This window comes from Pseudomonas sp. NBRC 111130 (assembly GCF_001320485.1).
Classification (GTDB): Bacteria; Pseudomonadota; Gammaproteobacteria; order Pseudomonadales; family Pseudomonadaceae; genus Aquipseudomonas; species Aquipseudomonas vlassakiae.
Window position 1 is genome coordinate 34175 of record NZ_BCBG01000023.1, and the last position, 25891, is coordinate 60065.

The window sequence follows — 25891 nt, forward strand, 5'->3', positions numbered from 1 at the left end:
GCGATGACCCACCCCGCTGTAATTGATGAACTGATGACCCTTGTCGACCCTGGCAAGGTCCTGACCGACCCCGTTTCCCTGGACGCCTACGGCAAGGACTGGACCAAGCACTACCCACCCGCGCCCACGGCCATCGTGTTTCCCAAGACCGTAGAACAGGTGCAGGCCATCGTCCGCTGGGCCAACCAGCACCACGTCGCACTGGTACCGTCCGGCGGGCGTACCGGGCTTTCCGCCGGGGCTGTGGCGGCCAATGGCGAAGTCGTGGTCGCCTTCGACTACATGAACCAGATTGTCGGTTTCAATGCCTTCGACCGCACCGTAGTGTGCCAGCCCGGGGTGATCACCCGGCAGTTGCAGGCCTTTGCCGAAGAACACGGCCTTTATTACCCGGTGGACTTCGCCTCCAGCGGCTCCAGCCAGATTGGCGGCAATATCGGCACCAATGCCGGCGGCATCAAGGTCATCCGTTACGGCATGACCCGCAACTGGGTGGCTGGTCTGAAAGTGGTCACCGGCAAGGGCGAACTGCTGGAACTGAACAAAGACCTGATCAAGAACGCCACGGGCTACGATCTGCGTCAGCTGTTCATCGGCGCCGAAGGCACCCTGGGCTTCGTGGTGGAAGCGACCATGCGCCTGGATCGTGCCCCGCGCAACCTCACGGCGATGGTGCTGGGCACGCCGGATTTCGACTCGATCATGCCGGTGCTGCATGCCTTCCAGGGCAAGCTCGACCTGACCGCCTTCGAGTTTTTTTCCGACAAGGGCCTGGCCAGGATCATGGCCCGTGGCGATGTGCCTGCACCGTTCGCCACCGACTGCCCGTTCTATGCCTTGCTGGAATTCGAGGCCAGCACCGAGGAGGTTGCCAACGAAGCGCTGGCCACCTTCGAGCATTGTGTCGAGCAGGGCTGGGTGCTGGATGGGGTGATGAGCCAGAGCGAAACCCAGCTGAAGAACCTGTGGAAACTGCGCGAGTACCTTTCCGAGACCATTTCCCACTGGACGCCCTACAAGAACGACATTTCCGTCACCGTTTCCAAGGTGCCGGCGTTCCTGCGCGATATCGATGCCATCGTCAGCGAGCATTATCCGGACTATGAGGTGGTCTGGTACGGCCACATCGGTGACGGCAACCTGCACCTGAACATCCTCAAGCCCGAGCACATGAGCAAGGATGACTTCTTCGCCTCATGCACCAAGGTCAACAAGTGGGTGTTCGAGATCGTCCAGCGCTACAACGGCTCGATCTCTGCCGAGCACGGCGTGGGCATGACCAAGCGCGACTACCTGGGCTATAGCCGCTCGCCCGAAGAAATTGCCTGCATGAAGGCAATAAAGGCCGTCTTCGACCCTAACGGCATCATGAATCCGGGTAAGATCTTCGCTCCTGAACAAAAGCAGTAAGCAAAGGAGTCGGCAATGAGTTACCAGCACCAGTACGTAGACGGCACGCGCATTCATTTCCCGCTGGGCAAGGTAGTGTGCATCGGCCGCAACTACGCCGAACACGCCAAGGAACTGGACAACCCCATTCCTGCCGAACCGCTGCTGTTCATCAAGCCGGGCAGCTGCGTGGTGCCATTGGAAGGCGGGTTCAAGATCCCGACCGACCGTGGCTCGGTGCACTACGAGGCGGAAATTGCCGTGTTGCTGGGCAAGCCGCTGTCGTCCAGTGCGTCCGAGGAAGAAGTGCTGGATGCCATTTCCGGCTACGCCCCGGCGCTGGACCTGACCCTGCGCGACGTGCAGGCCAAGCTCAAGGAAAAGGGCCTGCCGTGGGAGCTGTGCAAGAGCTTTGATGGTGCTTGCGTGCTGCCACCGTTCGTTTCCGCAGCGTCCTTTGAAGATGTGACCGATATTCCGGTGCGCCTGACCATCAATGGTGAAGTGCGCCAGGACGGCAACAGCGCGATGATGCTCAACCCTATCGTGCCGATCATCCAGTACATGGCGGCGCATTTCTCGCTGCAGGCAGGGGATGTGATCCTGACCGGCACGCCGGCCGGTGTCGGGCCGTTCAATGTCGGTGACGAGCTGGTGCTGGAGCTGCCGGGCGTCTGCCGCTTCGAGAGCCGGGTGCTCTGAGCCCATACCGCGGCGGCCTTCTTCGCGGGCTCGCCCGCTCCCACAGGTGATGCACAAGCCTCAGGCTCTATGCGATCCCTGTGTGCGGGCGTGCCCGCGAAGAGGCTGGCGCGGTTTACCGATTTTTTCACACCCCATCCGGATAATGCGCGGATCTTCGCCCATGTCCCCAGGAATTTCGCATGCCAGCATCCTCCAGCGCATCCGCATCCCCCAAGCGCCGCTTCTACCTGCGCTGGACCTTCGGCCTGGCCGTTGCGGCGGTGATCGGTTACGGCGTGGCCGTGGCCATGCACTGGGATGACCGCGGCATGCTGTGGGTCAAGGAAGGCTTCGAAACCAGCGCCGAGCGTAGCGAAAGCGTGTGGCTGCCGGACTATCAGGTCGACATCGACGGCAAAGTGTTGCCGGGCATGGAGGATGACGAAGCTTCGGACATCGCCTACAGCCCGCACACTCGCACGTTGTTCGCGGTGATGGGCAAGAACCCGTACCTGGTCGAGCTCAGTCTCGACGGCGACGTGCTGCGCAAGATACCGCTGGTGGGCTGGAACAACCCGGAAGGCGTCGCCGTGATGGAAGATGGCCATTTGGCGATCACCGATGAACGCCTGCACGACCTGACCGTGGTCAAGGTGGATGCCCAGACCGTTTCGCTGAACCACGCGGATTTCCAGAGTTACGACCTGGGCGAGTCGATGAAGCGCAACAAGGGCTTCGAAGGCGTCGCCTGGGACCCGATGCGCCAGCGCCTGGTGATCGGTGAGGAGCGGCCGCCGAAGCTGTATACCTGGAGCAGCGACGGGCGCAGCCCGCTCAAGGGTGACAAACAGGTCTTGGCCAACGACGAACTCGACTTGCGTAACCTGTCGGCCCTGGGTGTCGACCCGCGCACGGGGCATCTGTTGGTATTGTCGGCCGACTCCAACATGCTGCTGGAGCTTGATGAGCAGGGTCAGCAGGTCAGCTTCATGACCTTGTTGGGAGGTTTCAACGGCCTGCAGCACACCATCCCGCGTGCCGAAGGCGTTGCCATGGACGATCAGGGCAACCTGTACATGGTCAGCGAGCCGAACCTGTTCTATCGCTTCAAGAAGAACGACTGACCGGGTACCTCGGCTCGCTCGGGCTCGCCGTTACTCGGCCTTGAGGGTCTTCACGCCTTCGGCGGTACCCAGCAACAGCAGGTCCGCCGGGCGCGCCGCGAACAGGCCGTTGGTCACCACGCCGACAATGGCGTTGATCTGTGCTTCCAGCTCAACCGGATTGGTGATTTGCAAGTTGTACACATCGAGGATCACGTTACCGTTGTCGGTTACCACGCCCTCGCGGTACACCGGGTCACCGCCCAGCTTGACCAGCTGACGCGCCACGTGGCTGCGGGCCATCGGGATGACCTCGACCGGCAGCGGGAAGGCGCCCAGCACCGGCACCAGCTTGCTGCCGTCGGCGATGCAGATGAAGGTCTTGGCCACGGCCGCGACGATCTTCTCGCGAGTCAGGGCCGCGCCGCCGCCCTTGATCAGGTTCAGGTGCGCGTCGCTTTCGTCGGCGCCATCGACATAGAACTCCAGCTCGCTGACGCTGTTCAGCTCATAGACCGGGATGCCATGGCCCTTCAGACGCTGGGCGGTGGCCTCGGAGCTGGCGACCGCGCCATCGAAGGCGGCCTTGTGCTGGGCCAGGGCGTCGATGAAGAAATTGGCGGTCGAACCGGTGCCGACGCCGACGACGCTCTTTTCATCCAGCTTTGGCAGAATGAAGTCGACAGCGGCCTGGGCGACGGCCTGTTTGAGTTGGTCCTGGGTCATGCGGGCTCCGGAAAGGGGCAGGGCGGTAGTCAAAGGAGCCTAGTATAACGGCTCGGGCGGCTTTGCTGTGGTCGCCCGACGTAGCGCTGGGGTAGACTCGCAGCCCTTGTCCCGCGGCCAGTGATGCTTTCCAGATGCTCGAACAGTACGTCAAGAAGATCCTCACCTCGCGCGTCTACGACGTCGCTGTCGAAACCCCGTTGCAGAGCGCCGGGCAGCTGAGCAAGCGCCTGGGCAACCAGATTCTGCTCAAGCGCGAAGACCTGCAGCCGGTGTTCTCGTTCAAGATCCGCGGGGCGTACAACAAGCTGGCGCAGCTGACCCAGGAAGAGCTGGCCCGCGGCGTGGTGACTGCTTCGGCTGGCAACCACGCCCAGGGCGTGGCCCTGGCGGCCCGGGAGCTGGGCATCAAGGCCACCATCGTGATGCCCAAGACCACGCCGGAGATCAAGGTTGAAGGTGTGCGCTCGCGCGGCGGCAAGGTAGTGCTGCATGGCGATTCGTTCCCGGAAGCGCTGGCCTACTCGCTGAAGCTGGTCGACGAGAAAGGCTTCGTCTATATCCACCCCTACGACGACCCGCACACCATTGCCGGCCAAGGCACCGTGGCGATGGAAATCCTTCGTCAACATCCGGGGCAACTGGACGCGATCTTCGTCCCGGTGGGCGGCGGGGGCCTGATTGCCGGCATTGCGGCCTATGTGAAGTACCTGCGCCCGGAAATCAAGGTGATCGGCGTCGAGCCGGACGACTCCAACTGCCTGCAGGCAGCGATGGCGGCTGGCGAGCGCGTGGTGCTGCCACAGGTCGGGCTGTTCGCCGACGGCGTGGCGGTGGCGCAGATTGGCCAGCACACCTTCGACATCTGCCGCCACCATGTGGATGAGGTGGTGACTGTCAGTACCGATGAAATCTGCGCGGCAATCAAGGATATCTACGACGATACCCGATCGATCACCGAACCTGCCGGCGCGTTGGGCGTGGCGGGTATCAAGAAGTATGTCGAGCTCAGTGGCGTGACCGGGCAGACCTTGGTTGCCATCGACTCGGGCGCCAACGTCAACTTCGACCGCCTGCGCCATGTGGCTGAACGTGCCGAGCTGGGCGAGAGGCGCGAAGCCATCATCGCCGTGACCATCCCCGAGCGCCCGGGCAGTTTCAAGGCATTCTGCGAGGCCGTCGGCAAGCGTCAGATCACCGAATTCAACTACCGCAAGCACACCTCCGATGAGGCGCACATCTTCGTCGGCGTGCAGACCCACCCGGAAAACGACCCCCGCGCCGCGCTGGTGCAGCACCTGATCGAGCAGGGCTTCCCGGTGACCGACCTGACCGACAACGAACTGGCCAAGCTGCACATCCGGCACATGGTCGGTGGGCATTCGGCCGGTGCCAGCGACGAGATCGTGCTGCGCTTCGAGTTCCCCGAGCGGCCGGGGGCGTTGTTCAACTTCCTCACCAAGCTGGGGGGGCGCTGGAACATCTCGATGTTCCACTACCGCAACCACGGTGCGGCTGACGGGCGCGTGGTGGCAGGCTTGCAGGTGCCGGAGGACGAACGCCACCTGGTACCGGCGGCGCTGGCCAAGATCGGTTACCCGTACTGGGACGAGACAGACAACCCGGCGTACAAGCTGTTCCTGGGTTGAGCGGCTAAGCTTGGCTTATTGCTCAAGGATGTGAAGACATGGAACACCTCACCACCCTCAAGGCCCTGCACATCACCGCCACCGTGCTGTTGCTGCTGGGCGCCCTCGGGCTGGCGGCCTGGACCGTGCGTGCCCGTCGCCACGGCGATGCCCAGGCCTACGCCAAGCTGCTGCGCCGCCCGCTGGTGTTCGTCTGGGGGGGAATGGGGCTGTGCCTGTTGAGCATGCCGTTCACTGGCTGGTGGCTGGTGCATCTGGTGGGGTGGCCGCTGGGGCAGACCTGGGTGCTGGCCTCCAGCGTCCTCTATACGTTGGGCGCGTTTGCCGGATGGTGGCTGCTGGTGCGGCTGAACCGGCTGCGCAAGGCTGAAGTGGTGGGGTTGCGCTTCACCCTGGCCCTGGCGGTGTTCAGCGGGGTGTGTTTGCTGTCCATCGCCGGCTTGATGGGCGCCAAGCCGGTCTGAAGCTTGGGCAGGGCTTCGCGCGCCATTGCGATACGAGGAGTTTTCACCGCACTGCACATAAGCGTGGCGGGCGCGTTGCTGCGCTCGCAGGCTTTGTGGAACAATGCGGTGACATGCGTTTGCGAGGTTGCTGCCGTGATCGACCCCGATGGTTTTCGCCCCAATGTTGGGATCATTCTTACGAATGATGCCGGGCAGGTGCTATGGGCTCGACGGATCAACCAGGATGCCTGGCAATTCCCCCAGGGTGGTATCAACCCTGACGAGACGCCAGAAGATGCCCTGTACCGCGAGCTGAACGAAGAAGTTGGCCTTGAACGCGACGATGTGGAAATTCTTGCCTGCACCCGCGGCTGGTTGCGTTATCGTTTACCCCAGCGGCTGGTCCGCACCCACAGCCAACCGCTGTGCATCGGCCAGAAGCAAAAGTGGTTTCTGCTGCGCCTGGTGAGCAATGAACAACGGGTGCGGATGGACCTGACCGGCAAGCCGGAGTTCGACGGCTGGCGCTGGGTCAGCTATTGGTATCCGCTGGGCCAGGTGGTGACATTCAAACGTGAAGTCTACCGCCGCGCCCTGAAAGAGCTTGCACCGCGTCTGCTGACGCGCGACTGACCACGGAGTTCGACCCCGAGCCATGCTCAATACGCTGCGCAAGATCGTCCAGGAAGTGAACTCCGCCAAAGATCTCAAGACGGCGTTGGGGATCATTGTCTTGCGCGTCAAGGAGGCCATGGGCAGCCAGGTCTGCTCGGTGTACCTGCTCGACCCGGAAACCAACCGCTTCGTACTGATGGCCACCGAAGGCCTGAACAAGCGTTCCATCGGCAAGGTCAGCATGGCCCCCAACGAGGGCCTGGTCGGCCTGGTCGGTACCCGGGAAGAGCCGCTGAACCTGGAAAACGCCGCCGATCACCCGCGTTATCGCTACTTCGCCGAAACCGGCGAAGAGAAATTTGCCTCCTTCCTCGGTGCGCCGATCATCCACCACCGCCGCGTGGTCGGAGTACTGGTCATCCAGCAGAAGGAGCGTCGCCAGTTCGATGAAGGTGAAGAAGCCTTCCTCGTAACCATGAGCGCCCAGCTCGCCGGGGTTATCGCCCATGCCGAAGCCACGGGCTCGATCCGCGGCCTGGGTCGCCAGGGCAAGGGCATTCAGGAAGCGCGCTTCGTCGGTGTACCTGGCTCGCCAGGCGCTGCTGTCGGGCGTGCCGTGGTCATGCTGCCACCGGCCGACCTGGAAGTGGTGCCGGACAAGACCGTCGATGACATCGACGCCGAGCTGAAACTGTTCCAGAACGCCCTTGAAGGCGTGCGTGAAGACATGCGCAAGCTGTCGGCCAAGCTGGCGACCCAGCTGCGCCCGGAAGAGCGCGCACTGTTCGATGTGTACCTGATGATGCTCGAAGACGCCGCCCTCGGCGGCGAAGTGATCGAAGTCATCAAGACCGGCCAGTGGGCTCAAGGTGCCTTGCGCCAGGTGGTTGGCGAGCACGTCAACCGTTTCGAGCTGATGGACGACGACTACCTGCGCGAGCGCGCCTCGGATGTTAAGGACCTTGGCCGGCGCTTGCTGGCCTACCTGCAGGAAGCCCGCTCGCAGTCGCTGGTGTATGCCGACAACACCATCCTGGTCAGCGAAGAGCTGACCCCGGCGATGCTCGGCGAAGTGCCGGAGGGCAAGCTGGCAGGCCTGGTTTCGGTACTGGGTTCGGGCAACTCACACGTCGCCATCCTCGCCCGTGCCATGGGCATCCCGACGGTGATGGGCCTGGTCGACCTACCGTATTCCAAGGTCGACGGCATCGAGATGATCGTCGACGGCTACAAGGGCGAGGTGTTCACCAACCCCAGTGAGGTGCTGCGCAAGCAGTACAGCGATGTGGTCGAGGAAGAGCGCCAGCTGGCCCAAGGCCTCGACGCCCTGCGTGAACTGCCGTGCGTCACCCCCGACGGCCACCGCATGCCGTTGTGGGTCAACACCGGCCTGCTCGCCGATGTGGCCCGCGCCCAGCAGCGCGGGGCCGAAGGGGTTGGCCTGTACCGCACCGAAGTGCCGTTCATGATCAACCAGCGCTTTCCCAGCGAGAAGGAGCAGCTGGCGATCTACCGCGAGCAGCTGGCGGCCTTCCACCCGCTGCCGGTGACCATGCGTACCCTCGACATCGGTGGCGACAAGGCGCTTTCGTACTTCCCGATCAAGGAAGAAAACCCGTTCCTCGGCTGGCGCGGCATCCGCGTCACCCTCGATCACCCGGAAATCTTCCTGGTGCAGACCCGCGCCATGCTCAAGGCCAGCGAGGGCCTGAACAACCTGCGCATCCTGTTGCCGATGATTTCCGGCATTCACGAGCTGGAAGAGGCGCTGCATCTGATCCACCGTGCCTGGGGGGAGGTACGCGACGAAGGCACCGACGTGCCGATGCCGCCAGTGGGCGTGATGGTGGAAATCCCTGCGGCGGTGTACCAGACCAGGGAGCTGGCGCGGCAGGTGGACTTCCTCTCGGTCGGTTCCAACGACCTCACCCAGTACCTGTTGGCGGTGGACCGCAACAACCCGCGGGTCGCCGACCTTTACGACTACCTGCACCCGGCGGTGCTGCAAGCGCTCAATACCGTGGTGCGTGATGCCCATGGCGAAGGCAAGCCGGTGAGCATCTGCGGCGAGATGGCCGGTGACCCGGCGGCAGCAATCCTGTTGATGGCCATGGGCTTCGACAGCCTGTCGATGAACGCCACCAACTTGCCGAAAGTGAAGTGGATGCTGCGCCAGGTGAACATGAGCAAGGCCAAGGAGTTGCTGGTTGAAGCCTTGAGCCATGACAACCCGCAAGTTATCCACAGCTCGCTGCAGCTGGCCCTGAAGAACCTTGGCCTGGCGCGGATGATCGGGCCCGGGGCCAACAAGTCCCTCTGAATTTGAGGTTGCCTGTACCGGCCTCTTCGCGGGCACGCCCGCTCCCGCAGGCACAGCGCGATCCCTGTGGGAGCGGGCGTGCCCGCGAAGAGGCCGGTGAATTCAACATCACACTTCCAGGCTGACTTCCCCAAGATGCCCGCCAAATGGCCCGAAGCTGCGCTCAACCAGCCGCCTTCTCCCCTGATCATCGACAATCAGCACGGTACTCGCCCGAGTGCCATAGTTCTGGCTGGCAATAAACACACTCGACAGCAACTTCTCGGTCGCCACCCCTACGCCTGTCTCCGGTAACTCACTGTCGGCTGCCGGCTCGTTGTCTGCCAGCAACGCCAGCAACCGCTGTGGATCTGCCGTGTCCAGCATCTCCTGCAACCCGGTGCGCGCTTTCACCAGCTTCGGCCACGGCGTATCCAGCCCGGCATTGGACAGCCCGTACACCCCGGCCTCCAGCAAGCGTGGCGCCACATCCCGGGCATGCAGGTAGCCCAGCTGATGACCATCACCCACCAGCAAGTTGAACCCTGAATACTGCCCGCTGCGGCTGGCGACCTGGTCGAGGTAGGCCTCTACTCCCAGTTCACCCTGAAGATATGCCGCCACCAGCTCGCCGCGCGAGCGCGGCCCCAGCACCTGGCCAGGGTCGCGGATATTGGTCAGCGCCGCAAAGCGCCCCTGCGGGCCAACGCCCAGCCAGGTACCGCCCGCTTCAAGGTCGCGCCCGGCATGTACCCCGGGCGCATCGTCCCAGGCAGCCAGGGCCTGGGTCGGGCGGGCGTAGAACTCGTCACGGTTGGCCGCGACGATCAGCGGCAGGGCATGCCTGGGCCGCCAGGCGAATACGATCAGGCACATAGGTCGGGCCTCTGTGTTTTTGACCACTGTACCCACTGCACGGGTGACGATCCATCCTGTCACAGAGTTCACTAGAGCCCCGAGGCCGGCTTCCGTTACCATGCCGGATTGTTTTCTCGGGGACGACGAATGGAATTCGTGCTCTATCTGCTATTGGGCGCCTGTGCCGGTGTGCTGGCCGGGCTGTTCGGCGTGGGCGGCGGCATCATCATCGTGCCGGTGCTGGTGTTCAGCTTCACCCTGCAAGGTTTCGACGCGTCAGTGCTGACTCACCTGGCGGTCGGCACCTCGCTGGCAACCATTGTCTTCACCTCGATCAATGCCGTGCTCGAGCACCACCGCAAAGGCGCCGTGCAATGGCCGATCTTCGCCTGGATGACCCTCGGTATCCTTATCGGCGCCGGTATTGGCGCCAAGACCGCTTCGCTTATCCAGGGCCCGCACTTGCAGAAGATCATTGGCGCATTTGCCCTGATCATCGCCGCGCAGATGGCCTTGGACCTCAAGCCCAAGGCCAGCCATGGCATCCCTGGCAAGCCGGCCTTGATTGGCGCCGGCGGCGTGATCGGTTGGGCTTCGGCGATCTTCGGCATCGGCGGCGGCTCGCTGACCGTGCCGTTCCTGACCTGGCGCGGCCTGCCGATGCAAAAGGCCGTGGCGACCTCGTCAGCCTGCGGCCTGCCGATTGCCTTGGCCAGCGCCCTGAGTTTCATGCTGCTGGGCTGGCACGAGGAACACCTGCCACCCCACAGCCTGGGTTTCGTCTACCTGCCGGCGCTGATCGGCATTGCCGTGACCAGCATGTTTTTCGCACGCTTCGGCGCACGCCTGGCGCACAAGCTGTCGCCACGCCTGTTGAAACGCCTGTTCGCAGCCTTGCTGTTCTGCGTCGGCCTCAGCTTTCTGATTTGAATCGAGAGGAAGTTCCATGCTGCCTTACCCGCAGATAGACCCCGTGGCCGTAGCCCTCGGGCCACTGAAAATCCACTGGTACGGCCTGATGTACCTGGTCGGCATCGGCGGCGCCTGGCTGCTCGCCTCGCGCCGGCTCAACCGCTTCGACCCGACCTGGACCCGCGAGAAACTTTCCGACCTGGTGTTCTGGTTGTCGATGGGGGTGATCGTGGGCGGGCGCCTGGGTTACGTGCTGTTCTACGACCTGCATGCCTACCTGGCCAACCCGACGCTGATCTTCGAGGTCTGGAAAGGCGGCATGTCGTTCCACGGTGGCTTCATCGGTGTGATGCTGGCCGCGCTGTGGTTCGGCAAGCGCAACAACAAGTCGTTCTTCGAACTGATGGACTTCGTCGCGCCGCTGGTGCCGATCGGCCTGGGCGCCGGGCGCATCGGCAACTTCATCAACGCCGAGCTGTGGGGCAAGCCTACCGACGTGCCATGGGCGATGATCTTCCCACCGTTCAGCGACCCGGCCCAGCTGCCGCGCCACCCGTCCCAGCTGTACCAGTTCGCCCTGGAAGGCGTGGCGCTGTTCCTCATCCTCTGGCTGTTCTCGCGCAAGCCGCGGCCAACCATGGCGGTATCCGGGATGTTCGCGCTGTTCTACGGCATCTTCCGCTTCATCGTCGAATTCGTCCGGGTGCCAGACGCCCAGCTCGGTTACATCGCCTGGGGCTGGCTGACCATGGGTCAGATTCTCTGCGTGCCGATGATCCTGGCTGGCCTCGGCCTGATCTGGTGGGCTTATAATCGCAAGCCCACGGCGAAACCCGCCTGATTATTCCCACGGCAGGGGTGATCCCCCTGCCGTTTTCGTTACAGGTAAGCCATGAAACAGTATCTGGACCTGGTCCGCGACGTTATCGAAAACGGCACCCTGCAGGGCAATCGCACCGGCATCCGCACCATCAGCCTGCCGGGCGCCATGCTGCGTTTCGACCTGCAAAAAGGCTTCCCGGCCATCACTACGCGCAAGCTGGCGTTCAAGTCGGCGATCGGCGAGATGGTCGGCTTCCTGCGTGGCGTGAAGAACGCCGGTGAGTTCCGCGAACTGGGCTGCAAGGTCTGGGACCAGAACGCCAACGAGAACGCGCAGTGGCTGGCCAACCCGTTCCGCCAGGGCCATGACGACCTCGGCGAGATCTACGGCGTGCAATGGCGCCAGTGGCCGGGCTACAAGCGCATCCCGTTGAGCAACCCGGCAGCCATCGAAATGGCCGAGCAGGCCGGTTTCCGCCGCATCGCCCAGGACGAAGAGGATGGCGTGGCCTTCGTCATCCTGTACAAGGCCATCGACCAGGTGCGCCAGTGCCTGGATACCATCGCCAACGACCCAGGCAGCCGGCGCATCCTGTTCCACGGCTGGAACTGTGCCCAGCTCGACGAAATGGCCCTGCCCCCGTGCCATCTGTTGTACCAGTTCCACCCGAACGTCGAGACCAGGGAAATATCCCTGACGCTTTACATCCGCTCCAATGACCTGGGCCTGGGCACGCCATTCAACCTCACCGAAGGCGCGGCGCTGCTCTCGCTGTTCGGCCGCCTCACCGGCTACACCCCGCGCTGGTTCACCTACTTCATAGGCGATGCCCACGTGTATGAAAACCACTTGGACATGCTTAACGAGCAGCTCAAGCGCGAGCCGCTGGAAGCGCCGAAGTTGGTGATCAGCGACCGTGTGCCGGAGTTCGCCAAGACCGGCAAGTACGAGCCGGAGTGGCTGGAGAAGATCGAACCGAGCGACTTCAGCCTGGAAGGTTATGAGCACCATGCGCCGATGACGGCGCCGATGGCGGTGTAATTCTCCAGAATGCTGGGGGCGCTTTGCGCCCCTTTCGCGACGCAAGGCCGCTCCCACATCGACCGGCGTACGCAGTGCTTTTGTGGGAGCGGCCTTGTGTCGCGAAAGGGCTGCAAAGCAGCCCCAGCCATCTCAATGCCCGTGGCTTCGCCCCACATGCGAATGCTCGGTGTCCGGTACCGATACCGCGCCGTTCGTCTCCAGTTGCTGCAAGATCGCGCACTCCGCCCCCTGCGCATTGCAGCGCCGTCGCAGCTCCACCAGCTGCTCCTGCAACGCCACCAGGCCATCGATCCGCGCCTGCACATGCTCGATATGCTCATCGATCAGCGCATTGACACTGCCGCACGAGTCGTCAGGGCTATCGCGCAGGCGTAAAAGGCTGCGGATTTCATCCAGGGTCATGTCCAGCGTTCGGCAGTTGCGGATAAAGGTCAGCCGCTCGACATGGGCCTGGGTGTACTGCCGGTAATTACCTTCGGTGCGTGCCGGCTCCGGTAGCAATTGTTCGCGCTCGTAATAGCGGATGGTTTCCACGGCGCAGTCGGTGGCTTTGGCCAGTTCTCCGATTTTCATGACGAAATCTCCAGCAAGTGGCTTGACCCTATAGTGGCTACAGGGTGTTCACTTGGCAACAGGCTCAATTTAAGGATGACCCCATGAACCAGCCTGTCAGCCATGAACACAACCATCCACACGATCATGCCCATGGTGAACGAGACCATGGCCACGTCGCTCACGGTCACAGTTGCTGTGGCTCAAGCGCTGCGCCCGCGTTGGTGCAACTGAGCGAGAAGGCCAGCAGCCACGCCCAGCTCAGCCGCTTTCGCATCGACGCCATGGACTGCCCCACCGAGCAGACCCTGATCCAGGACAAGCTGGGCAAGCTGGCGGGCATCGAGCAGCTCGAATTCAACCTGATCAACCGCGTGCTCGGTGTGCGCCATACCTTGAACGGCACCGGCGAGATTGAGCGCGCCATCGACAGCCTGGGCATGAAGGCCGAGCCGTTGACTGCTGAAGACGACGGCAGCGGCGCCGCAGCGCAGCCGCACAAGGCCCGTTGGTGGCCGCTGGCCCTGTCGGGTATTGCCGCGATCGCCGCGGAAATCGTGCACTTCGCCAGCCTCGCGCCGCAATGGCTGGTGGCCGCGCTCGCGCTGGCGGCAATCCTCGGCTGCGGCCTGGGCACCTACAAGAAGGGCTGGATCGCCCTGAAGAACCGCAATCTCAACATCAATGCGCTGATGAGCATTGCCGTGACCGGCGCCGTGCTGATTGGCCAGTGGCCGGAAGCAGCCATGGTCATGGTGCTGTTTAGCGTTGCCGAGCTGATCGAGGCGCGCTCGCTGGACCGTGCGCGCAATGCCATCGGCGGGCTGATGCAGCTGACTCCGGACATGGCCACGGTACAGCAGGCCGATGGCCAGTGGCATGAGGTGGAGGTGCGCGAGGTGGCGATAGGTGCCTTGGTGCGGGTGCGCCCAGGCGAACGCATCGGCCTGGATGGTGAAGTGGTCAGCGGGCAATCGAGCGTCGATCAGGCGCCGATCACCGGCGAAAGCCTGCCTGTGGAAAAGGCGGCGGGCGACAAACTGTTCGCCGGCACCATCAACCAGGCGGGTGCGCTGGAATACCGCGTAACGGCCGCTGCAGGGCAATCGACCCTGGCACGCATCATCAAGGCCGTCGAAGAAGCCCAAGGTGCGCGTGCGCCCACCCAGCGTTTCGTCGACCAGTTCTCGCGCCTCTACACCCCGGTGGTGTTCATCGTCGCCTTGGCGTTGGCAGTGATTCCGCCGCTGTTCATGGCCGGTGCCTGGTTCGATTGGGTGTACCGCGCGTTGGTACTGCTGGTGGTGGCTTGCCCGTGTGCGCTGGTCATCTCCACGCCTGTGACCATCGTCAGTGGCCTGGCCGCTGCGGCGCGCAAAGGCATCCTGATCAAGGGCGGGGTTTATCTGGAAGGTGGCCGCAAGCTGGATTTCCTCGCCCTGGACAAGACCGGCACCATCACCCACGGCAAACCGGTGCAAACCGATGCCAAGGTGCTTGACCCGCTGTTCGAGGGCCGTGCCCAGGCGTTGGCGGCGAGCCTGGCCGACCGTTCCGATCACCCGGTGTCGGGCGCCATCGCCCAGTTCGCCAAGGCGCAGAACCTGCCGCTGAGCGAGGTCAGCGAATTCGCCGCCCTGGCCGGCCGTGGCGTACGCGGTGATATCGACGGCGAAACCTACCACCTGGGCAACCACCGGTTGGTCGAGGAGTTGGGCCTGTGCTCGCCGGAGCTGGAAGCCCAACTGGATACACTGGAGCGTCAGGGCAAGACCGTAGTCCTGCTGCTCGACCGTTCCGGGCCGTTGGCCCTGTTCGCCGTGGCCGACACGGTCAAGGACAGCAGCCGGCAGGCCATCGCCGAACTGCATGCACTGGGCATCAAGACCGTCATGCTGACCGGTGATAATCCGCACACCGCCCAGGCCATCGCCGCCCAGGTGGGTATCGACCGTGCCGAGGGCAACCTGTTGCCGGCCGACAAGCTGCAAAGCATCGAGCAGCTGTACGCCGAAGGGCACCGGGTGGGCATGGTTGGCGATGGCATCAACGACGCGCCAGCCTTGGCCCGCGCCGAAATCGGCTTCGCCATGGCGGCGGCGGGTACCGACACGGCGATCGAGACTGCCGACGTGGCGCTGATGGATGACGACTTGCGTAAAATCCCGGCGTTCGTCAGGCTGTCGCGCCAAAGTGCGGCGATCCTGACGCAGAACATCGTTCTGGCGCTGGGCATCAAGGCGATATTCCTGGCGATCACCTTTGCCGGCATGGCGACCATGTGGATGGCGGTGTTTGCCGACATGGGCGTGAGCCTGCTGGTGGTGTTCAACGGTTTGCGCCTGCTGCGCAAATGAGGTCCTGCAATGCTGAGTGCCGAGCTCAAAGCCTTCTACATGGTGGCCCGCCTGGGCAGCATCACCCTGGCGGCGAAGAAACTCGGGCTCAGCCAGCCGACGGTGACAACACAGATCCGCAGCCTGGAAAGCCACTATGCGGTGGAGCTGTTCTACCGCGGCGGTCGGCGCCTGGTGTTGAGCGAGGAGGGCGTGCGGCTGTTGCCAATGGTCAAGGCGCTGCTGCAGCAAGAGGCCGACATCGAGTTCGAGCTGCGTAACAGCGGCCAGGCCCAGGGCAGTTTGCGCATCGCTGCCACCGCGCCCTACTACATCCTCGACCTGGTGAAGATCTTTCGCGAGCGCCTGCCCCACGTCGAATTGACGGTGGAGATCGGCAACTCGCAGCAAGTGCTGGAGATGCTCGAAGACTACCGGGTGGATATCGCCGCCTCGTCGCAGCTGGTGGAAGATGCCCGGCTGGTGCGACGGGTGTTGGGCACCGACCCGCTGGTGGTGGCGGTGCATCGCAATCATCCGTTGGCGCATCGGCAGGCGGTATCCATCGAGGTGCTGGCAGGGCATTGCCTGCTGATGCGCGAGAAGGGCTCGACCACGCGCAAGCTGACCGAGCAGATGATGCTGGAGGCCGGGATCAAGGCCGGGGCATTGCTGGAGATTGGCAGCCGCGAGTCCATCCGCGAGGCAGTGCTGCGCAATATCGGCATCAGCGTGATTGCCCGGCATGAGGTGCCGCACAACCCCGAGCTGCGGGTGCTGGCACTGAAGAATGCGCCGGTGATGCATGAGTACCTGTATTGCCTGAAGGAGCGGCGTCAGGCCCGGCTGCCTGCGGCGTTCCTTGGCGTGGCGCAGGAAGTGGTGGGTTCACAGTTCTAGATCGGTGTTGCTTGCTTCGCGGGCACGCCCGCTCCCACAAGGACCGCACAGCTTTTGAATTCTGCGCAGTCCCTGTGGGAGTGGGCGTGCCCGCGAAGAGGTCCGAAAGCCATACAAAATCTGCCTATACCACTATCACCGGCTTTTGCCCTAAAGCCACAGAACCTTCGCACAGCCTTCCTAGCATGGCCCTCACTTGTTCGATGAGGCCTTGCCATGAACCACGCCACTCCGGGCGCACAGATGAAAGTGCGCGGTATCCACAAGCGTTTCGGTGCCTTTACGGCGTTGAACAATGTGTCCCTGGACATCGCCGCCGGTGAACTGGTCTGCCTGCTCGGCCCGTCCGGTTGCGGCAAGACCACCCTGCTGCGCTGCATTGCCGGCCTTGAACGCCAGGACCGCGGTGCACTGTACATCGGTGAGCGCGACATCTCCGAACTGCCCCCCCAGGCCCGCGACTACGGCATCCTGTTCCAGTCCTACGCGCTGTTCCCCAACCTGACCGTCGAAGCCAATATCGCCTACGGCCTGACCGGCACCAGCCGCGACGAAAGCCGTCAGCGTGTCGCAGAAATGCTCGAACTGATTGGCCTGTCCGGTAGCGAAAAGAAATACCCCGGTCAACTGTCCGGCGGCCAGCAGCAACGTGTGGCCCTGGCCCGTGCGCTGGCGCCATCACCCTCGCTGCTGCTGCTCGACGAACCGATGTCGGCGCTGGATGCCCGGGTACGTGAGCACCTGTGCACCGAGCTGCGCCAGTTGCAGCGCCAACTGGGTATCACCACATTGATGGTTACCCACAACCAGGACGAAGCCATGCTCATGGCCGACCGCATTGCGGTGATGAACAACGGCCAGGTCGAGCAATACGCGACCCCGCAGGAAATCTACGACCAGCCGGCCACGCCGTTCGTCGCCGAGTTCGTCGGCCAGGGCAACTGGCTGCCGTTCCAGCGCAGTAGCGACAGCCACGCCCAGGTCGGCGCCATGGGCATGCGCCTGGCGACCAACGCGGGTACCGCCCGCAGTGGCCGGCTGTTCTGCCGCCCGGAGGCAATCACAGTGAACCCGGTGATGCACGAGGAAAACCTGTTCCCGGCCAAGGTTCGCGAAATCACGTTCCTGGGCAACCGCTGCCGCATGAGCTTCGAGCTCAAGGCCCTGCCGGGTCATGCGTTGCTCGCCGAACTGGCGCCGGAAGCCATGCCACGCCTGGGTTCGCAGGATATCTGGGTGGCCTTGCCGCCGCAGAGCCTCCAGGTGTTTGCCTGAAATGGCCACGCCAATGTCCCTGCCGTTGACCCAGCCCAAGGATGCGCGACGCCGCGACGTCGCCCTGGGTGACCGCCTGTTCGTCATCGGTGGCAAGAGCCTGCTGTTGATCCTGTTGCTGCTGGCCGTGGTGCTGCCGCTGCTGGCCATATTCTGGAAAGGCTTCAGCGGCGAAGCCGGCCAAGGTGGAGGCTGGTGGGCCGCCCGCGAACTGTTCGCCAGCGAAAACTTCCACTGGCTGATCGGCAACAGTCTGTCGGTGGCGTGCACGGTGGCGGCCATCGTGGTGCCGCTGGCGTACCTGTTCGCTTACGCCTTGCAGCGTACGCTGATCCCGGCCAAGGGCCTGTGGCGCGGCATCTCGCTGCTGCCGCTGCTGGCGCCGTCGATGCTCCCGGCGATTGCGCTGGTCTACCTGTTCGGCAACCAGGGCGTGCTGCGTAGCCTGCTCAGCGACAACATCTACGGTTTCTGGGGCATAGTGCTCGGCGAGGCCATCTACACCTTCCCCCATGCGCTGATGATCCTGCTCTCGGCCCTGGCGCTGGCCGACGCACGACTGTTCGACGCGGCATCGAGCATGGGCGCTGGGCCTTGGCGGGCGTTCTGCAGCATCACCTGGCCCGCCACGCGTCAGGCGCTGTTCGCCGCGTTCTGCCTGGTGTTCACCCTGACCATCACCGACTTCGGCGTGCCGGTCGTGGTCGGTGGCGACTACCAGGTGCTGGCGCTGGAAGCCTACAAGGCGGTGGTCGGCCAGCAGCAGTTCGGCCGCGGTGCGTTGATCGGCATGGTGTTGCTGCTGCCAGCGCTGCTCAGCTTCGGCGTCGATGCCTGGCTCCGTCGGCGCCAGGCAGAAGCAATGAGCGGCCGCGCCCAGGTTTTCGAGCCCAAGCCATCGCGCTGCCGGGATACCTGCTTCCTGGCCATCGTGCTGCTGGTTTGCGCGGCCCTGCTGGTGGTGATCGGCATGGCGGTGTACGCGTCGCTGGTGACCTTCTGGCCATATAACCTGACCCTGTCGTTCAAGCACTACATGTTCGACGACACCGCCGGTGGCGGCTGGCTGGCCTACCGCAACAGCGTGACCATGGCCCTGTGCACCGCCCTGATCGGTAGCATCGTGATCTTCACCGGCGCCTACCTGATGGAGAAAACCCAAGGGCAGCGCCTGCTCAACCAGGCCCTGCGCCTGCTCAGTTTCATCCCCATGGCGGTGCCTGGGTTGGTGCTGGGCCTGGGCTACGTGTTCTTCTTCAACCTCAGCAGCAACCCGTTGCATGTGTTCTATGGCGGCATGGCGCTGCTGGTGCTGTGCACCATCGCCCACTACCTGACCACCGCGCAGATGACTGCCGCCACCGCGCTGCGCCAGCTCGACGGCGAGTTCGAGGCCGCCGCGCTGTCGCTCAAGGCGCCGCTGTACAAGCACTTCGTGCGGGTTACCGTGCCGATCTGCCTGCCGGCGCTGCTGGACATCATCCGCTACCTGTTCGTCTCGGCGATGACCACCGTGTCGGCAGCGATCTTCCTCTACAGCCCCGACACCATCCTCGCCGCCGTCGCCGTGCTGAACATGGACGATGCCGGCAACGTTGGCGGCGCGGCCGCCATGTCGACCCTGATCCTGCTGACCAGCGCCGCTGCTTCTCTGCTGTTGGCCGGTGCTTCACGCGGCCTGCTGCGCCGCTCCCAGGCCTGGCGCCAGCGCGCCCCAGGCCATTGACCGACTGCCCACTCCCACAGGAAACGCATCATGTTCAAGCCCCTCGCCCTTGCCGCTGCCGTATCCGCCGTTTTCAGCCTGCAGGCTTCGGCCGCAGCCACCCAGCTGACCGTCTATACCGCCCTGGAAGCCGAGCAGCTCAAGAGCTACAAGCAGGGCTTCGAAAAGGCCAACCCGGACATCGAGATCAGGTGGGTGCGTGATTCCACCGGCATCATCACTGCCAAGCTGCTGGCCGAGAAAGACCGCCCGCAAGCCGACGCGGTCTGGGGCCTGGCCGCCTCCAGCCTGGCCATCCTCGACCAGAACGGCATGCTCGAAGCCTACGCGCCGAAAGATTTGGGCAAGATCTCCGCGAACTACCGCGATGCGGCCAACCCGCCAGCCTGGGTCGGCATGGACGTGTGGGCCGCGACCATCTGCTTCAACACCGTCGAAGCCGAGAAGCAAGGCCTGACCAAGCCAGTGAGCTGGCAGGACCTGACCAAGCCTGAGTACAAAGGCAAGATCGTCATGCCTAACCCGGCTTCCTCCGGTACCGGCTTCCTCGACGTCAGCGCCTGGCTGCAGACCTTCGGCGAGCCGCAAGGCTGGGCGTATATGGACGCCTTGCACCAGAACATCGGCCAGTACGTGCACTCCGGTTCCAAGCCGTGCAAGCTGGCGGCGGCGGGCGAGTTCCCGATCGGTATCTCGTTCGAGTACCCGGCCGTGCAGCTCAAGCGCCAGGGCGCGCCGCTGGACATCGTGCTGCCGAAGGAAGGCCTGGGCTGGGAGATCGAGGCGACCGCCGTGATCAAGGGCTCACCGAAGGCTGACGCAGCCAAGCGCCTGGCCGATTTCTCGGCAAGCCCGGCGGCCATGGAGCTGTACAAGGACAACTTTGCCGTACTGGCCGCGCCAGGCATCGCCAAGCCGCAGACCGAGCTGCCGGCCGACTATGAACAGCGCCTGATCAAGAACGACTTTGCCTGGGCCTCGAAGAACCGCGACGAGATCCTCACTGAATGGCGCAAGCGCTATGACGGCAAGTCGGAGAAAGTGGCGCAGCAATAAGAAAAAGCCCAGGAGTGAAGCCAATGCTTACGCCAGCCCAGACCATCGACAAGCTGTTCAACTTGTATGAGCAGCATGGCAGCGACGACTACATCGGTGAAGCCATCAACCAGCTCGAACACATGTCCCAGGCTGCGCAGCTGGCCATGGCCGAGGGTTACGACGATGAAGTGGTGCTGGCGGCGTTCTTCCACGACATTGGCCACCTGTGCGGCGGCGACGCCAGCATGGGGGGCTATGGCGTGGTCAGCCACGAGCGCATCGGTGCCGAGTACCTGCGCCGTTGTGGCTTTGGCGAGCGCATGGCGCGGCTGGTGCAGTATCACGTGGAGGCCAAGCGTTATCTGACTTTGCGCCAGCCGGGGTATTACCAACGGTTGAGCGAGGCGAGCCGGCGGACGCTGGAATATCAAGGTGGGGTCATGAGCGCTGACGAGGCAGATGCCTTCGAGCGCGATCCGCTGTTCGAGGTCAGTTTGCGGATGCGCGAGTGGGACGAGATGGCCAAGGAGGTCGGGGTGCCGGTGATGGACCTGGGGCTGCTGAAAGAGAAGGCACTGGCCTCGCTCTGAAGGTTGCCTGTACCGGCCCCTTCGCGGGCACGCTCGCTCCCACAGGGACCACACAATACCTGTGGGAGCGGGCGTGCCCGCGAAGGGGCCGGACCTGCTGAATCAGATCTGTGAAACCAATGCCTCCAGCTGTTCCTGCCGCTCAGCCTGATTGAGCTTCGCCCCAGGGTTGAGCGTCGACCATTGCGGATGCGCACGCGCCTTGCTCAAGGCCTCCGGCAGCTTCCCCTCACGCCAGGCCTTCTCATCCAGTTCGCCCAGCCGGATGCTGTCCTGGGCCGCATGTCCGCGGCCATCCAGTGCCACCATCAACTGCTGCTGACGCAACGCCAGCAGCCGCAGCACCGTGTCATCCACCGTCAGCTCGCGCTGGCCCTTCAGCTTGCCCATGAGCCGCGACCCATAGTTGCGCGCCGTCTGCAGCGCGCCACCGGCAATTGCCCCCGCCAGCGCGGCAGCGCCGAGGGTCAGGCCGCCAACCAGCAGGTCAACGCCGGCCCCGGCTGCAGCCCCGGCCGCCACGCCGCTACCCAAACGTACACCCAGCAGTTTCAGGGTCTCGGGATTGAACAGGTCATCGCCCCAGCGCCCGTCCAGCAACGGCAAATCACCGGCATTGGCATCCTCACGGCGGAAGGCATACAGCTTGAGCAGCGCCTCCACGCAACGCTGCTCACGCTGGCGTACATCCTGGCGCAGGGCCTCGATGGCCCTGGCTTCAGCTGCCGGCTCGGCCTCGACGCTGCGCCGGCAGGCGGCGCAGTCGAGCAGCAGTTCGGCGATCAGCCGCTTGCCGCTGTGCTGGCGTGCCAGGCGCTGGGCTTGCTGGTCGTCGATCAGCCGTTGCAGGGCCGGTCGGGCGTCTTCCAGCAGCAGGGCCAGGCTCTCGTACAGACGGCGTTCGCCATCCTCTGGCGGGGCCACACTGTCGAACCGCACCAATGCGTGAAGCCCAAGCCGGGCAAGGGCTTCACGCCATTCCGGCTCGCGGTGCCGGCTGCTGGCGACGAAGTTCAGCACCGGCAACAGCGGCTTGCCGCAGCTGGCCAGCACTTCCAGTTCGTCGCGGTACTTGGCCAGTACCGGTTCGCGGGCGTCGATCACATACAGGCCGGCATTGCTGGCCAGCAGCTGGCGCAGCACCTTGGCTTCCTGCTCGAAGCGCTGGCGTGCCTCGCTGCCTTGCAGGAAGCGTTCGAGGCGGGCCGGGCCGTCCAGGCGTTCGCCGGGGCGCTCCAGGCGCTCGAGGTAGTCGAGCAGGGCGATGGCGTCTTCCAGGCCGGGGGTGTCGTAGAGCTCCAGCAGCGGTTCACCGTCCACCGACAGCCGCGCACCCTCGACGTGGCGGGTGGTGCTGGGGCGGTGCGAGACCTCGCCGAAGCCGACGTCGCGGGTGAGCGTGCGCAGCAGCGAAGTCTTGCCGACATTGGTGTGGCCGACCACGGCCAGTTTCAGCGGCTCAGTCATGGCCATGCTCCAGCCAGGTCAGGGGCGAAGTGTCGGCATGGGTTAGGCCGAGGCGGTCTAGCGCGTCGTGCCAGTCGCCCAGGCGTTCGGCGTCCAGGGCCTGGCCGGGGGCAGCCTGAAGCAGCCAGATGCGGGTGGCGCCGGCATTGCGTGCCAGCTCCGCGAGCAGCGCCAGGCTGCCGCGGTCGGGTGAGCGGCATGGGTCGCAAGCGATGGCCAGGCGCGCCGGCGGGAAGCGGCTGAGCTGTTCGAGCAGCTTGTTGCGCGACTCGCGGCTGTCGAGCACGCCGGCGTCGGTTACCGCCCTGGGCAAGGCGGGCGGCCAGGGGCGTTGGTCGTCAAGTTCCAGGCCTACCAGCAAGGCGCCGCTGCTGCCGCTTTCCAGCTGGCCGGCCTGAAACTGCGGCAGCGCTTCGGGGGCGGCATCCTGCACGCCGATGCGTTCGCTGCGCGGCATCAGGGCGTCGCGCAACTGCGCATACCCCGGCAGGCTGAGATCGAGCGTCAGCCGGGCACGGCCCTGCCGCCAGCGCCACAGGCACAACCCGGCCAGCAGCAGGCGTGGCAGCAGGCCGTACACCAGCACCACGCCGAGCAGCCAGCTGGCCCAGGCTTGGCGGGTGATGTCCAAAGCGGGGAGGGTATCGCCGCTGGCGCGGATCATGGCCTCGTCCGGTACGGCGAAGCCGAGCAGCGAGGGCAGTGCGCCGAGGGCTTGGGTCAGGTGAATGAACGGGTCGGCGGCCAGCAGGGTGGTTTCCCAGACAAAGCCGTATCGACGAGTGGCCAGCAAGGTCAGCAGCAGGACCACGGCCGCAACCATCGCCAGCAGCCACAGGCCGTGCACAAGGGCGCCAAGCAGCCAGCGGTTCAGGCGCTGGCGTTGTAGCAGCACCAGCAGCGCCGGCGCCAGGTGCGCGGCCTTGGCATCGCGGGCGAAGCGTTCACTCAACCATAGCCACAGGCGGCCGAGGCTGGCACCGTGCTCGCCGCTCAAGGCAAAGCCCACGGCCCAGCCCAGCAGCATCAGCAGGTTCAAACCAAGCAGGCTGCCCAGGGCCCAGAACACGTTGACCGGGCGCTGGCCGTCACCGAGGGCGGCGAAGGCCAGGCCCGCGCCGCTGAAAACCGCCAGCAGCATCAGGGCCAGCAGCGCCAGGCGTGCGCCTTGCTTCCAGTGGCGCAAGGCCGAGGTCATGCCATCGCGCTCGGCCAGCCACAGTGCACGGGTTTCGATGCGCGCGGCCAGGTCGCCGCCTTGCTGGCGGGCGTGGCGGTTGGCCTCCTGGTCGTCCAGCAGGCCTGCGTGTTCCTCGCGCAGGCGTACCGCTTCGGTGAGCCAGCGCTTGTCCAGTGGAGTCGGTGCAGTCACAAGGTCTTCCATTGCGTGGTTCAGGGCAGAAGCATAACCCACACGCCCGGTGCTATCCTCGCTGGCATGAATACATCACTCCCCCTCAGCCTGATCGCGGCTCACGCCGAGAACCGCGTGATCGGCATCGACAACTCCATGCCCTGGCACCTGCCGGGGGACTTCAAGTACTTCAAGGCCACCACCTTGGGCAAGCCTATCATCATGGGGCGCAAGACCTGGGATTCGCTGGGCCGGCCGTTGCCGGGGCGGTTGAACATCGTGGTCAGCCGGCAGGCGGGCCTGGAACTGGCCGGGGCCGAGGTGTTCGCCTCGCTGGAGGCCGCAGTGGCGCGGGCCGAGCAGTGGGCGCGTGAGCAGGGCGTTGGCGAGCTGATGCTGATTGGCGGGGCGCAGCTGTATGGGCAGGCGCTGGAGAAGGGGCTGGTGAGCCGGATGTACCTGACGCGGGTGGAACTGGCGCCGGAGGGGGATGCGTGGTTCCCGGCGTTCGACGAGGGCCAGTGGACGCTGGTGTCGAGTGAGGTTCAGGCTGAAGAAGGCAAGCCTGCCTATCACTTCGAGGTTTGGGACAAGGTTTGAGATAGCTGGGGCTGCTTTGCAGCCCTTCGCGGGCACGCCCGCTCCCACTGGACCGATGTGGGAGCGGGCGTGCCCGCGAAGGGGCGCACAGCGGCCCCAATTATCCTCAGGAGTGGCTCAGCTCGGCATGCTCATCGCCAGCCAGCACGTCCTTGTCGGTTTCTTTCAGCAGCTGGCTGGTCACCACGCCCGCCGTCATCGACCCATTCACGTTCAGCGCCGTGCGGCCCATGTCGATCAGCGGTTCCACCGAAATCAGCAGCGCCACCAGTTCGACCGGCAAGCCCATGGCCGGCAGCACGATCAGCGCGGCAAACGTCGCTCCGCCACCGACGCCAGCCACACCCGCCGAACTCAGCGTCACGATCGCCACCAAGGTCGCGATCCACAGCGGATCGAAGGTATCGATGCCCACCGCTGGCGCTACCATCACCGCCAACATGGCCGGATAGAGGCCCGCGCAGCCGTTCTGGCCAATGGTGGTGCCGAACGATGCACTGAAGCTGGCAATCGACTGCGGCACGCCCAGGCGGCGGGTTTGCGCCTCGATGTTCAGCGGGATGCTGGCGGCACTGGAGCGGCTGGTGAAGGCAAAGGTCAGCACTGGCCAGACCTTGCGGAAGAAGCGCAACGGGCTCACGCCGGTGGCGGCAAGGATGATGCCGTGGACCACGAACATCAGCGCCAGGCCCAGGTAGGACACCACCACGAAGCTGCCCAGCTTGAGGATGTCTTCCAGGTTCGAACTGGCCACTACCTTGGTCATCAGCGCCAGTACGCCATAGGGGGTGAGCTTCATCACCACGCGTACCAGGCGCATTACCCAAGCCTGCAGGGTATCGATGGCCGACAGGGCGCGCGCGCCTTTCTCGGCGTCGTCCTTGATCAGTTGCAGCGCGGCCAGGCCGACGAACACGGCGAAGATCACCACGCTGATGATCGAAGTCGGCTTGGCCCGTGCCAGGTCACCAACCGGGTTGCTCGGGATGAACGACAGCAGCAGCTGCGGGATATTCAGGTCGGCAACCTTGCCTGCATAGTCGCTGTGGATAACCTGCATGCGCGCGCTTTCCTGGGCGCCGGCCACCAGGCCATCGGCACTCAGGCCGAACAGGTTGGTCAGGACGATACCGATCAAGGCGGCGATGGCCGTGGTCACCAGCAGGGTCCCAATGCTCAGCACGCTGATGCGGCCGAGCGACGACGCATTGTGCAAACGGGCCACGGCGCTGAGGATCGAGGCGAAGATCAGCGGCATGACGATCATCTGCAGCAGGCCGACATAGCCGTTGCCGACCAGGTCCAGCCAGCTGATAGTGGCCTTGAGTACTGGGTGGCCGGCGCCGTAGATGCTGTGCAGGGCCAAGCCGAACGCGACGCCCAGCGCCAGGCCCAGCAAGACTTTCTTGGCCAGGCTCCAATCGGTGCGGCCGGTTTGCGCCAGGCCTAGCAGCAGGGCCAGGAACGCCAGCAGGTTGAGGGACAGCGGCAGATTCATTGAAGCT

The 25891-nt window shown here is 64.4% G+C and carries 23 protein-coding genes; 17 read left to right on the forward strand and 6 right to left on the reverse strand.

Annotated features, from left to right (window positions below):
* Positions 1 to 3: 3 nt before the first annotated feature.
* The 3 genes from APH33_RS12775 to APH33_RS12785 all read left to right on the forward strand — a co-directional run bounded on the left by APH33_RS12775 (position 4) and on the right by APH33_RS12785 (position 3197).
* Entirely contained in the window at positions 4 to 1410 is a 1407-nt protein-coding gene (locus tag APH33_RS12775) for an FAD-binding oxidoreductase (RefSeq protein WP_054885496.1), read from the forward strand.
* A gap of 15 nt (positions 1411 to 1425) precedes the next feature.
* Positions 1426 to 2091 carry a fumarylacetoacetate hydrolase family protein gene (locus tag APH33_RS12780; protein ID WP_054885497.1) on the forward strand — a complete coding sequence of 222 codons (666 nt, stop codon included), beginning with the start codon at positions 1426 to 1428 and terminating at the stop codon, positions 2089 to 2091.
* A 182-nt stretch (positions 2092 to 2273) separates the two neighbouring features.
* Positions 2274 to 3197, forward strand: coding sequence for an SdiA-regulated domain-containing protein (locus APH33_RS12785; protein WP_054885498.1), 924 nt, complete (start codon positions 2274 to 2276; stop codon positions 3195 to 3197).
* A gap of 30 nt (positions 3198 to 3227) precedes the next feature.
* Here APH33_RS12785 and rpiA read toward each other — a convergent pair whose 3' ends face one another.
* Positions 3228 to 3902: a ribose-5-phosphate isomerase RpiA gene (gene rpiA / locus APH33_RS12790; RefSeq protein WP_054885499.1), complete on the reverse strand. Its 675-nt coding sequence runs from the start codon at positions 3900 to 3902 to the stop codon at positions 3228 to 3230.
* Between the two features lie 134 nt (positions 3903 to 4036).
* On the opposite strand from rpiA, the gene ilvA reads away from it, so the two are divergent.
* The 4 genes from ilvA (at position 4037) to ptsP (ending at position 8932) form a co-directional block, all read left to right on the forward strand.
* A complete protein-coding gene (ilvA, locus tag APH33_RS12795; RefSeq protein ID WP_054885500.1) occupies positions 4037 to 5551 on the forward strand; it encodes a threonine ammonia-lyase, biosynthetic in 1515 nt (504 codons plus the stop codon).
* A gap of 38 nt (positions 5552 to 5589) precedes the next feature.
* Positions 5590 to 6015, forward strand: a complete 426-nt coding sequence (locus APH33_RS12800; RefSeq protein WP_054885501.1) for a DUF2269 domain-containing protein — start codon at positions 5590 to 5592, stop codon at positions 6013 to 6015.
* A 135-nt stretch (positions 6016 to 6150) separates the two neighbouring features.
* Positions 6151 to 6630 (forward strand): RNA pyrophosphohydrolase, encoded by a 480-nt coding sequence (locus APH33_RS12805; protein WP_003249017.1) that lies wholly within the window; start codon positions 6151 to 6153, stop codon positions 6628 to 6630.
* A gap of 22 nt (positions 6631 to 6652) precedes the next feature.
* The gene (gene ptsP / locus APH33_RS12810; protein WP_054885502.1) at positions 6653 to 8932 is read left to right on the forward strand and encodes a phosphoenolpyruvate--protein phosphotransferase; all 2280 of its coding nucleotides are present in this window, start codon (positions 6653 to 6655) and stop codon (positions 8930 to 8932) included.
* 108 nt (positions 8933 to 9040) lie between these two features.
* Here the strand turns inward: ptsP and APH33_RS12815 are convergent, their stop codons facing one another.
* Positions 9041 to 9787: an NRDE family protein gene (locus APH33_RS12815; protein ID WP_054885503.1), complete on the reverse strand. Its 747-nt coding sequence runs from the start codon at positions 9785 to 9787 to the stop codon at positions 9041 to 9043.
* 129 nt (positions 9788 to 9916) lie between these two features.
* Here APH33_RS12815 and APH33_RS12820 point away from each other — a divergent pair, with 129 nt between their 5' ends.
* The 3 genes from APH33_RS12820 to APH33_RS12830 are packed head-to-tail and all read left to right on the forward strand — an operon-like array spanning position 9917 to position 12545.
* Positions 9917 to 10699 carry a sulfite exporter TauE/SafE family protein gene (locus APH33_RS12820; protein ID WP_054885504.1) on the forward strand — a complete coding sequence of 261 codons (783 nt, stop codon included), beginning with the start codon at positions 9917 to 9919 and terminating at the stop codon, positions 10697 to 10699.
* A 16-nt stretch (positions 10700 to 10715) separates the two neighbouring features.
* A complete protein-coding gene (lgt, locus tag APH33_RS12825) occupies positions 10716 to 11522 on the forward strand; it encodes a prolipoprotein diacylglyceryl transferase (protein WP_054885505.1) in 807 nt (268 codons plus the stop codon).
* Between the two features lie 51 nt (positions 11523 to 11573).
* Positions 11574 to 12545 carry a thymidylate synthase gene (locus APH33_RS12830; RefSeq protein WP_054885506.1) on the forward strand — a complete coding sequence of 324 codons (972 nt, stop codon included), beginning with the start codon at positions 11574 to 11576 and terminating at the stop codon, positions 12543 to 12545.
* Positions 12546 to 12677: 132 nt separating this feature from the next.
* Here APH33_RS12830 and cadR read toward each other — a convergent pair whose 3' ends face one another.
* Positions 12678 to 13121, reverse strand: a complete 444-nt coding sequence (gene cadR, locus APH33_RS12835; RefSeq protein ID WP_027920939.1) for a cadmium resistance transcriptional regulator CadR — start codon at positions 13119 to 13121, stop codon at positions 12678 to 12680.
* A gap of 83 nt (positions 13122 to 13204) precedes the next feature.
* On the opposite strand from cadR, the gene APH33_RS12840 reads away from it, so the two are divergent.
* The 6 genes from APH33_RS12840 to APH33_RS12865 all read left to right on the forward strand — a co-directional run bounded on the left by APH33_RS12840 (position 13205) and on the right by APH33_RS12865 (position 20965).
* Entirely contained in the window at positions 13205 to 15457 is a 2253-nt protein-coding gene (locus APH33_RS12840; RefSeq protein ID WP_054885507.1) for a heavy metal translocating P-type ATPase, read from the forward strand.
* Positions 15458 to 15466: 9 nt separating this feature from the next.
* A complete protein-coding gene (locus APH33_RS12845; protein WP_054885508.1) occupies positions 15467 to 16336 on the forward strand; it encodes a LysR family transcriptional regulator in 870 nt (289 codons plus the stop codon).
* A 216-nt stretch (positions 16337 to 16552) separates the two neighbouring features.
* Entirely contained in the window at positions 16553 to 17611 is a 1059-nt protein-coding gene (locus APH33_RS12850; RefSeq protein ID WP_054885509.1) for a putative 2-aminoethylphosphonate ABC transporter ATP-binding protein, read from the forward strand.
* Between the two features lies 1 nt (position 17612).
* Positions 17613 to 19337, forward strand: a complete 1725-nt coding sequence (locus tag APH33_RS12855; protein WP_054885510.1) for a putative 2-aminoethylphosphonate ABC transporter permease subunit — start codon at positions 17613 to 17615, stop codon at positions 19335 to 19337.
* A 30-nt stretch (positions 19338 to 19367) separates the two neighbouring features.
* Positions 19368 to 20393 (forward strand): putative 2-aminoethylphosphonate ABC transporter substrate-binding protein, encoded by a 1026-nt coding sequence (locus tag APH33_RS12860; protein WP_054885511.1) that lies wholly within the window; start codon positions 19368 to 19370, stop codon positions 20391 to 20393.
* A 23-nt stretch (positions 20394 to 20416) separates the two neighbouring features.
* On the forward strand, positions 20417 to 20965 hold the full coding sequence (locus APH33_RS12865) for a phosphonate degradation HD-domain oxygenase (protein ID WP_054885512.1): 549 nt from the start codon (positions 20417 to 20419) through the stop codon (positions 20963 to 20965).
* A gap of 102 nt (positions 20966 to 21067) precedes the next feature.
* Here the strand turns inward: APH33_RS12865 and APH33_RS12870 are convergent, their stop codons facing one another.
* Together APH33_RS12870 and APH33_RS12875 are read right to left on the reverse strand one after the other, a co-directional pair.
* Positions 21068 to 22432, reverse strand: a complete 1365-nt coding sequence (locus APH33_RS12870) for a GTPase/DUF3482 domain-containing protein (RefSeq protein WP_054885513.1) — start codon at positions 22430 to 22432, stop codon at positions 21068 to 21070.
* Complete coding sequence (locus APH33_RS12875; protein ID WP_082433592.1) at positions 22425 to 23816, reverse strand: DUF2868 domain-containing protein; 1392 nt, start codon at positions 23814 to 23816, stop codon at positions 22425 to 22427. The genes APH33_RS12870 and APH33_RS12875 overlap by 8 nt, the downstream gene beginning before the upstream one ends.
* Before the next feature lie 54 nt (positions 23817 to 23870).
* Here APH33_RS12875 and APH33_RS12880 point away from each other — a divergent pair, with 54 nt between their 5' ends.
* Positions 23871 to 24386, forward strand: a complete 516-nt coding sequence (locus tag APH33_RS12880; RefSeq protein WP_054885514.1) for a dihydrofolate reductase — start codon at positions 23871 to 23873, stop codon at positions 24384 to 24386.
* A 106-nt stretch (positions 24387 to 24492) separates the two neighbouring features.
* On the opposite strand, the gene APH33_RS12885 is transcribed toward APH33_RS12880, so the two are convergent.
* Positions 24493 to 25884: an L-cystine transporter gene (locus APH33_RS12885; protein WP_054885515.1), complete on the reverse strand. Its 1392-nt coding sequence runs from the start codon at positions 25882 to 25884 to the stop codon at positions 24493 to 24495.
* Positions 25885 to 25891 lie beyond the last annotated feature (7 nt).

What these genes read in the sequence shown, in the direction of transcription:
- APH33_RS12775 (WP_054885496.1), top strand. Translation starts at nt 4, where the DNA reads ATGACCCACCCCGCTGTAATTGATGAACTGATGACCCTTGTCGACCCT.
- APH33_RS12780 (WP_054885497.1), top strand. Translation starts at nt 1,426, where the DNA reads ATGAGTTACCAGCACCAGTACGTAGACGGCACGCGCATTCATTTCCCG.
- APH33_RS12785 (WP_054885498.1), top strand. Translation starts at nt 2,274, where the DNA reads ATGCCAGCATCCTCCAGCGCATCCGCATCCCCCAAGCGCCGCTTCTAC.
- rpiA (WP_054885499.1), bottom strand. Translation starts at nt 3,902, where the DNA reads ATGACCCAGGACCAACTCAAACAGGCCGTCGCCCAGGCCGCTGTCGAC.
- ilvA (WP_054885500.1), top strand. Translation starts at nt 4,037, where the DNA reads ATGCTCGAACAGTACGTCAAGAAGATCCTCACCTCGCGCGTCTACGAC.
- APH33_RS12800 (WP_054885501.1), top strand. Translation starts at nt 5,590, where the DNA reads ATGGAACACCTCACCACCCTCAAGGCCCTGCACATCACCGCCACCGTG.
- ptsP (WP_054885502.1), top strand. Translation starts at nt 6,653, where the DNA reads ATGCTCAATACGCTGCGCAAGATCGTCCAGGAAGTGAACTCCGCCAAA.
- APH33_RS12815 (WP_054885503.1), bottom strand. Translation starts at nt 9,787, where the DNA reads ATGTGCCTGATCGTATTCGCCTGGCGGCCCAGGCATGCCCTGCCGCTG.
- APH33_RS12820 (WP_054885504.1), top strand. Translation starts at nt 9,917, where the DNA reads ATGGAATTCGTGCTCTATCTGCTATTGGGCGCCTGTGCCGGTGTGCTG.
- lgt (WP_054885505.1), top strand. Translation starts at nt 10,716, where the DNA reads ATGCTGCCTTACCCGCAGATAGACCCCGTGGCCGTAGCCCTCGGGCCA.
- APH33_RS12830 (WP_054885506.1), top strand. Translation starts at nt 11,574, where the DNA reads ATGAAACAGTATCTGGACCTGGTCCGCGACGTTATCGAAAACGGCACC.
- cadR (WP_027920939.1), bottom strand. Translation starts at nt 13,121, where the DNA reads ATGAAAATCGGAGAACTGGCCAAAGCCACCGACTGCGCCGTGGAAACC.
- APH33_RS12840 (WP_054885507.1), top strand. Translation starts at nt 13,205, where the DNA reads ATGAACCAGCCTGTCAGCCATGAACACAACCATCCACACGATCATGCC.
- APH33_RS12845 (WP_054885508.1), top strand. Translation starts at nt 15,467, where the DNA reads ATGCTGAGTGCCGAGCTCAAAGCCTTCTACATGGTGGCCCGCCTGGGC.
- APH33_RS12850 (WP_054885509.1), top strand. Translation starts at nt 16,553, where the DNA reads ATGAACCACGCCACTCCGGGCGCACAGATGAAAGTGCGCGGTATCCAC.
- APH33_RS12855 (WP_054885510.1), top strand. Translation starts at nt 17,613, where the DNA reads ATGGCCACGCCAATGTCCCTGCCGTTGACCCAGCCCAAGGATGCGCGA.
- APH33_RS12860 (WP_054885511.1), top strand. Translation starts at nt 19,368, where the DNA reads ATGTTCAAGCCCCTCGCCCTTGCCGCTGCCGTATCCGCCGTTTTCAGC.
- APH33_RS12865 (WP_054885512.1), top strand. Translation starts at nt 20,417, where the DNA reads ATGCTTACGCCAGCCCAGACCATCGACAAGCTGTTCAACTTGTATGAG.
- APH33_RS12870 (WP_054885513.1), bottom strand. Translation starts at nt 22,432, where the DNA reads ATGACTGAGCCGCTGAAACTGGCCGTGGTCGGCCACACCAATGTCGGC.
- APH33_RS12875 (WP_082433592.1), bottom strand. Translation starts at nt 23,816, where the DNA reads ATGGAAGACCTTGTGACTGCACCGACTCCACTGGACAAGCGCTGGCTC.
- APH33_RS12880 (WP_054885514.1), top strand. Translation starts at nt 23,871, where the DNA reads ATGAATACATCACTCCCCCTCAGCCTGATCGCGGCTCACGCCGAGAAC.
- APH33_RS12885 (WP_054885515.1), bottom strand. Translation starts at nt 25,884, where the DNA reads ATGAATCTGCCGCTGTCCCTCAACCTGCTGGCGTTCCTGGCCCTGCTG.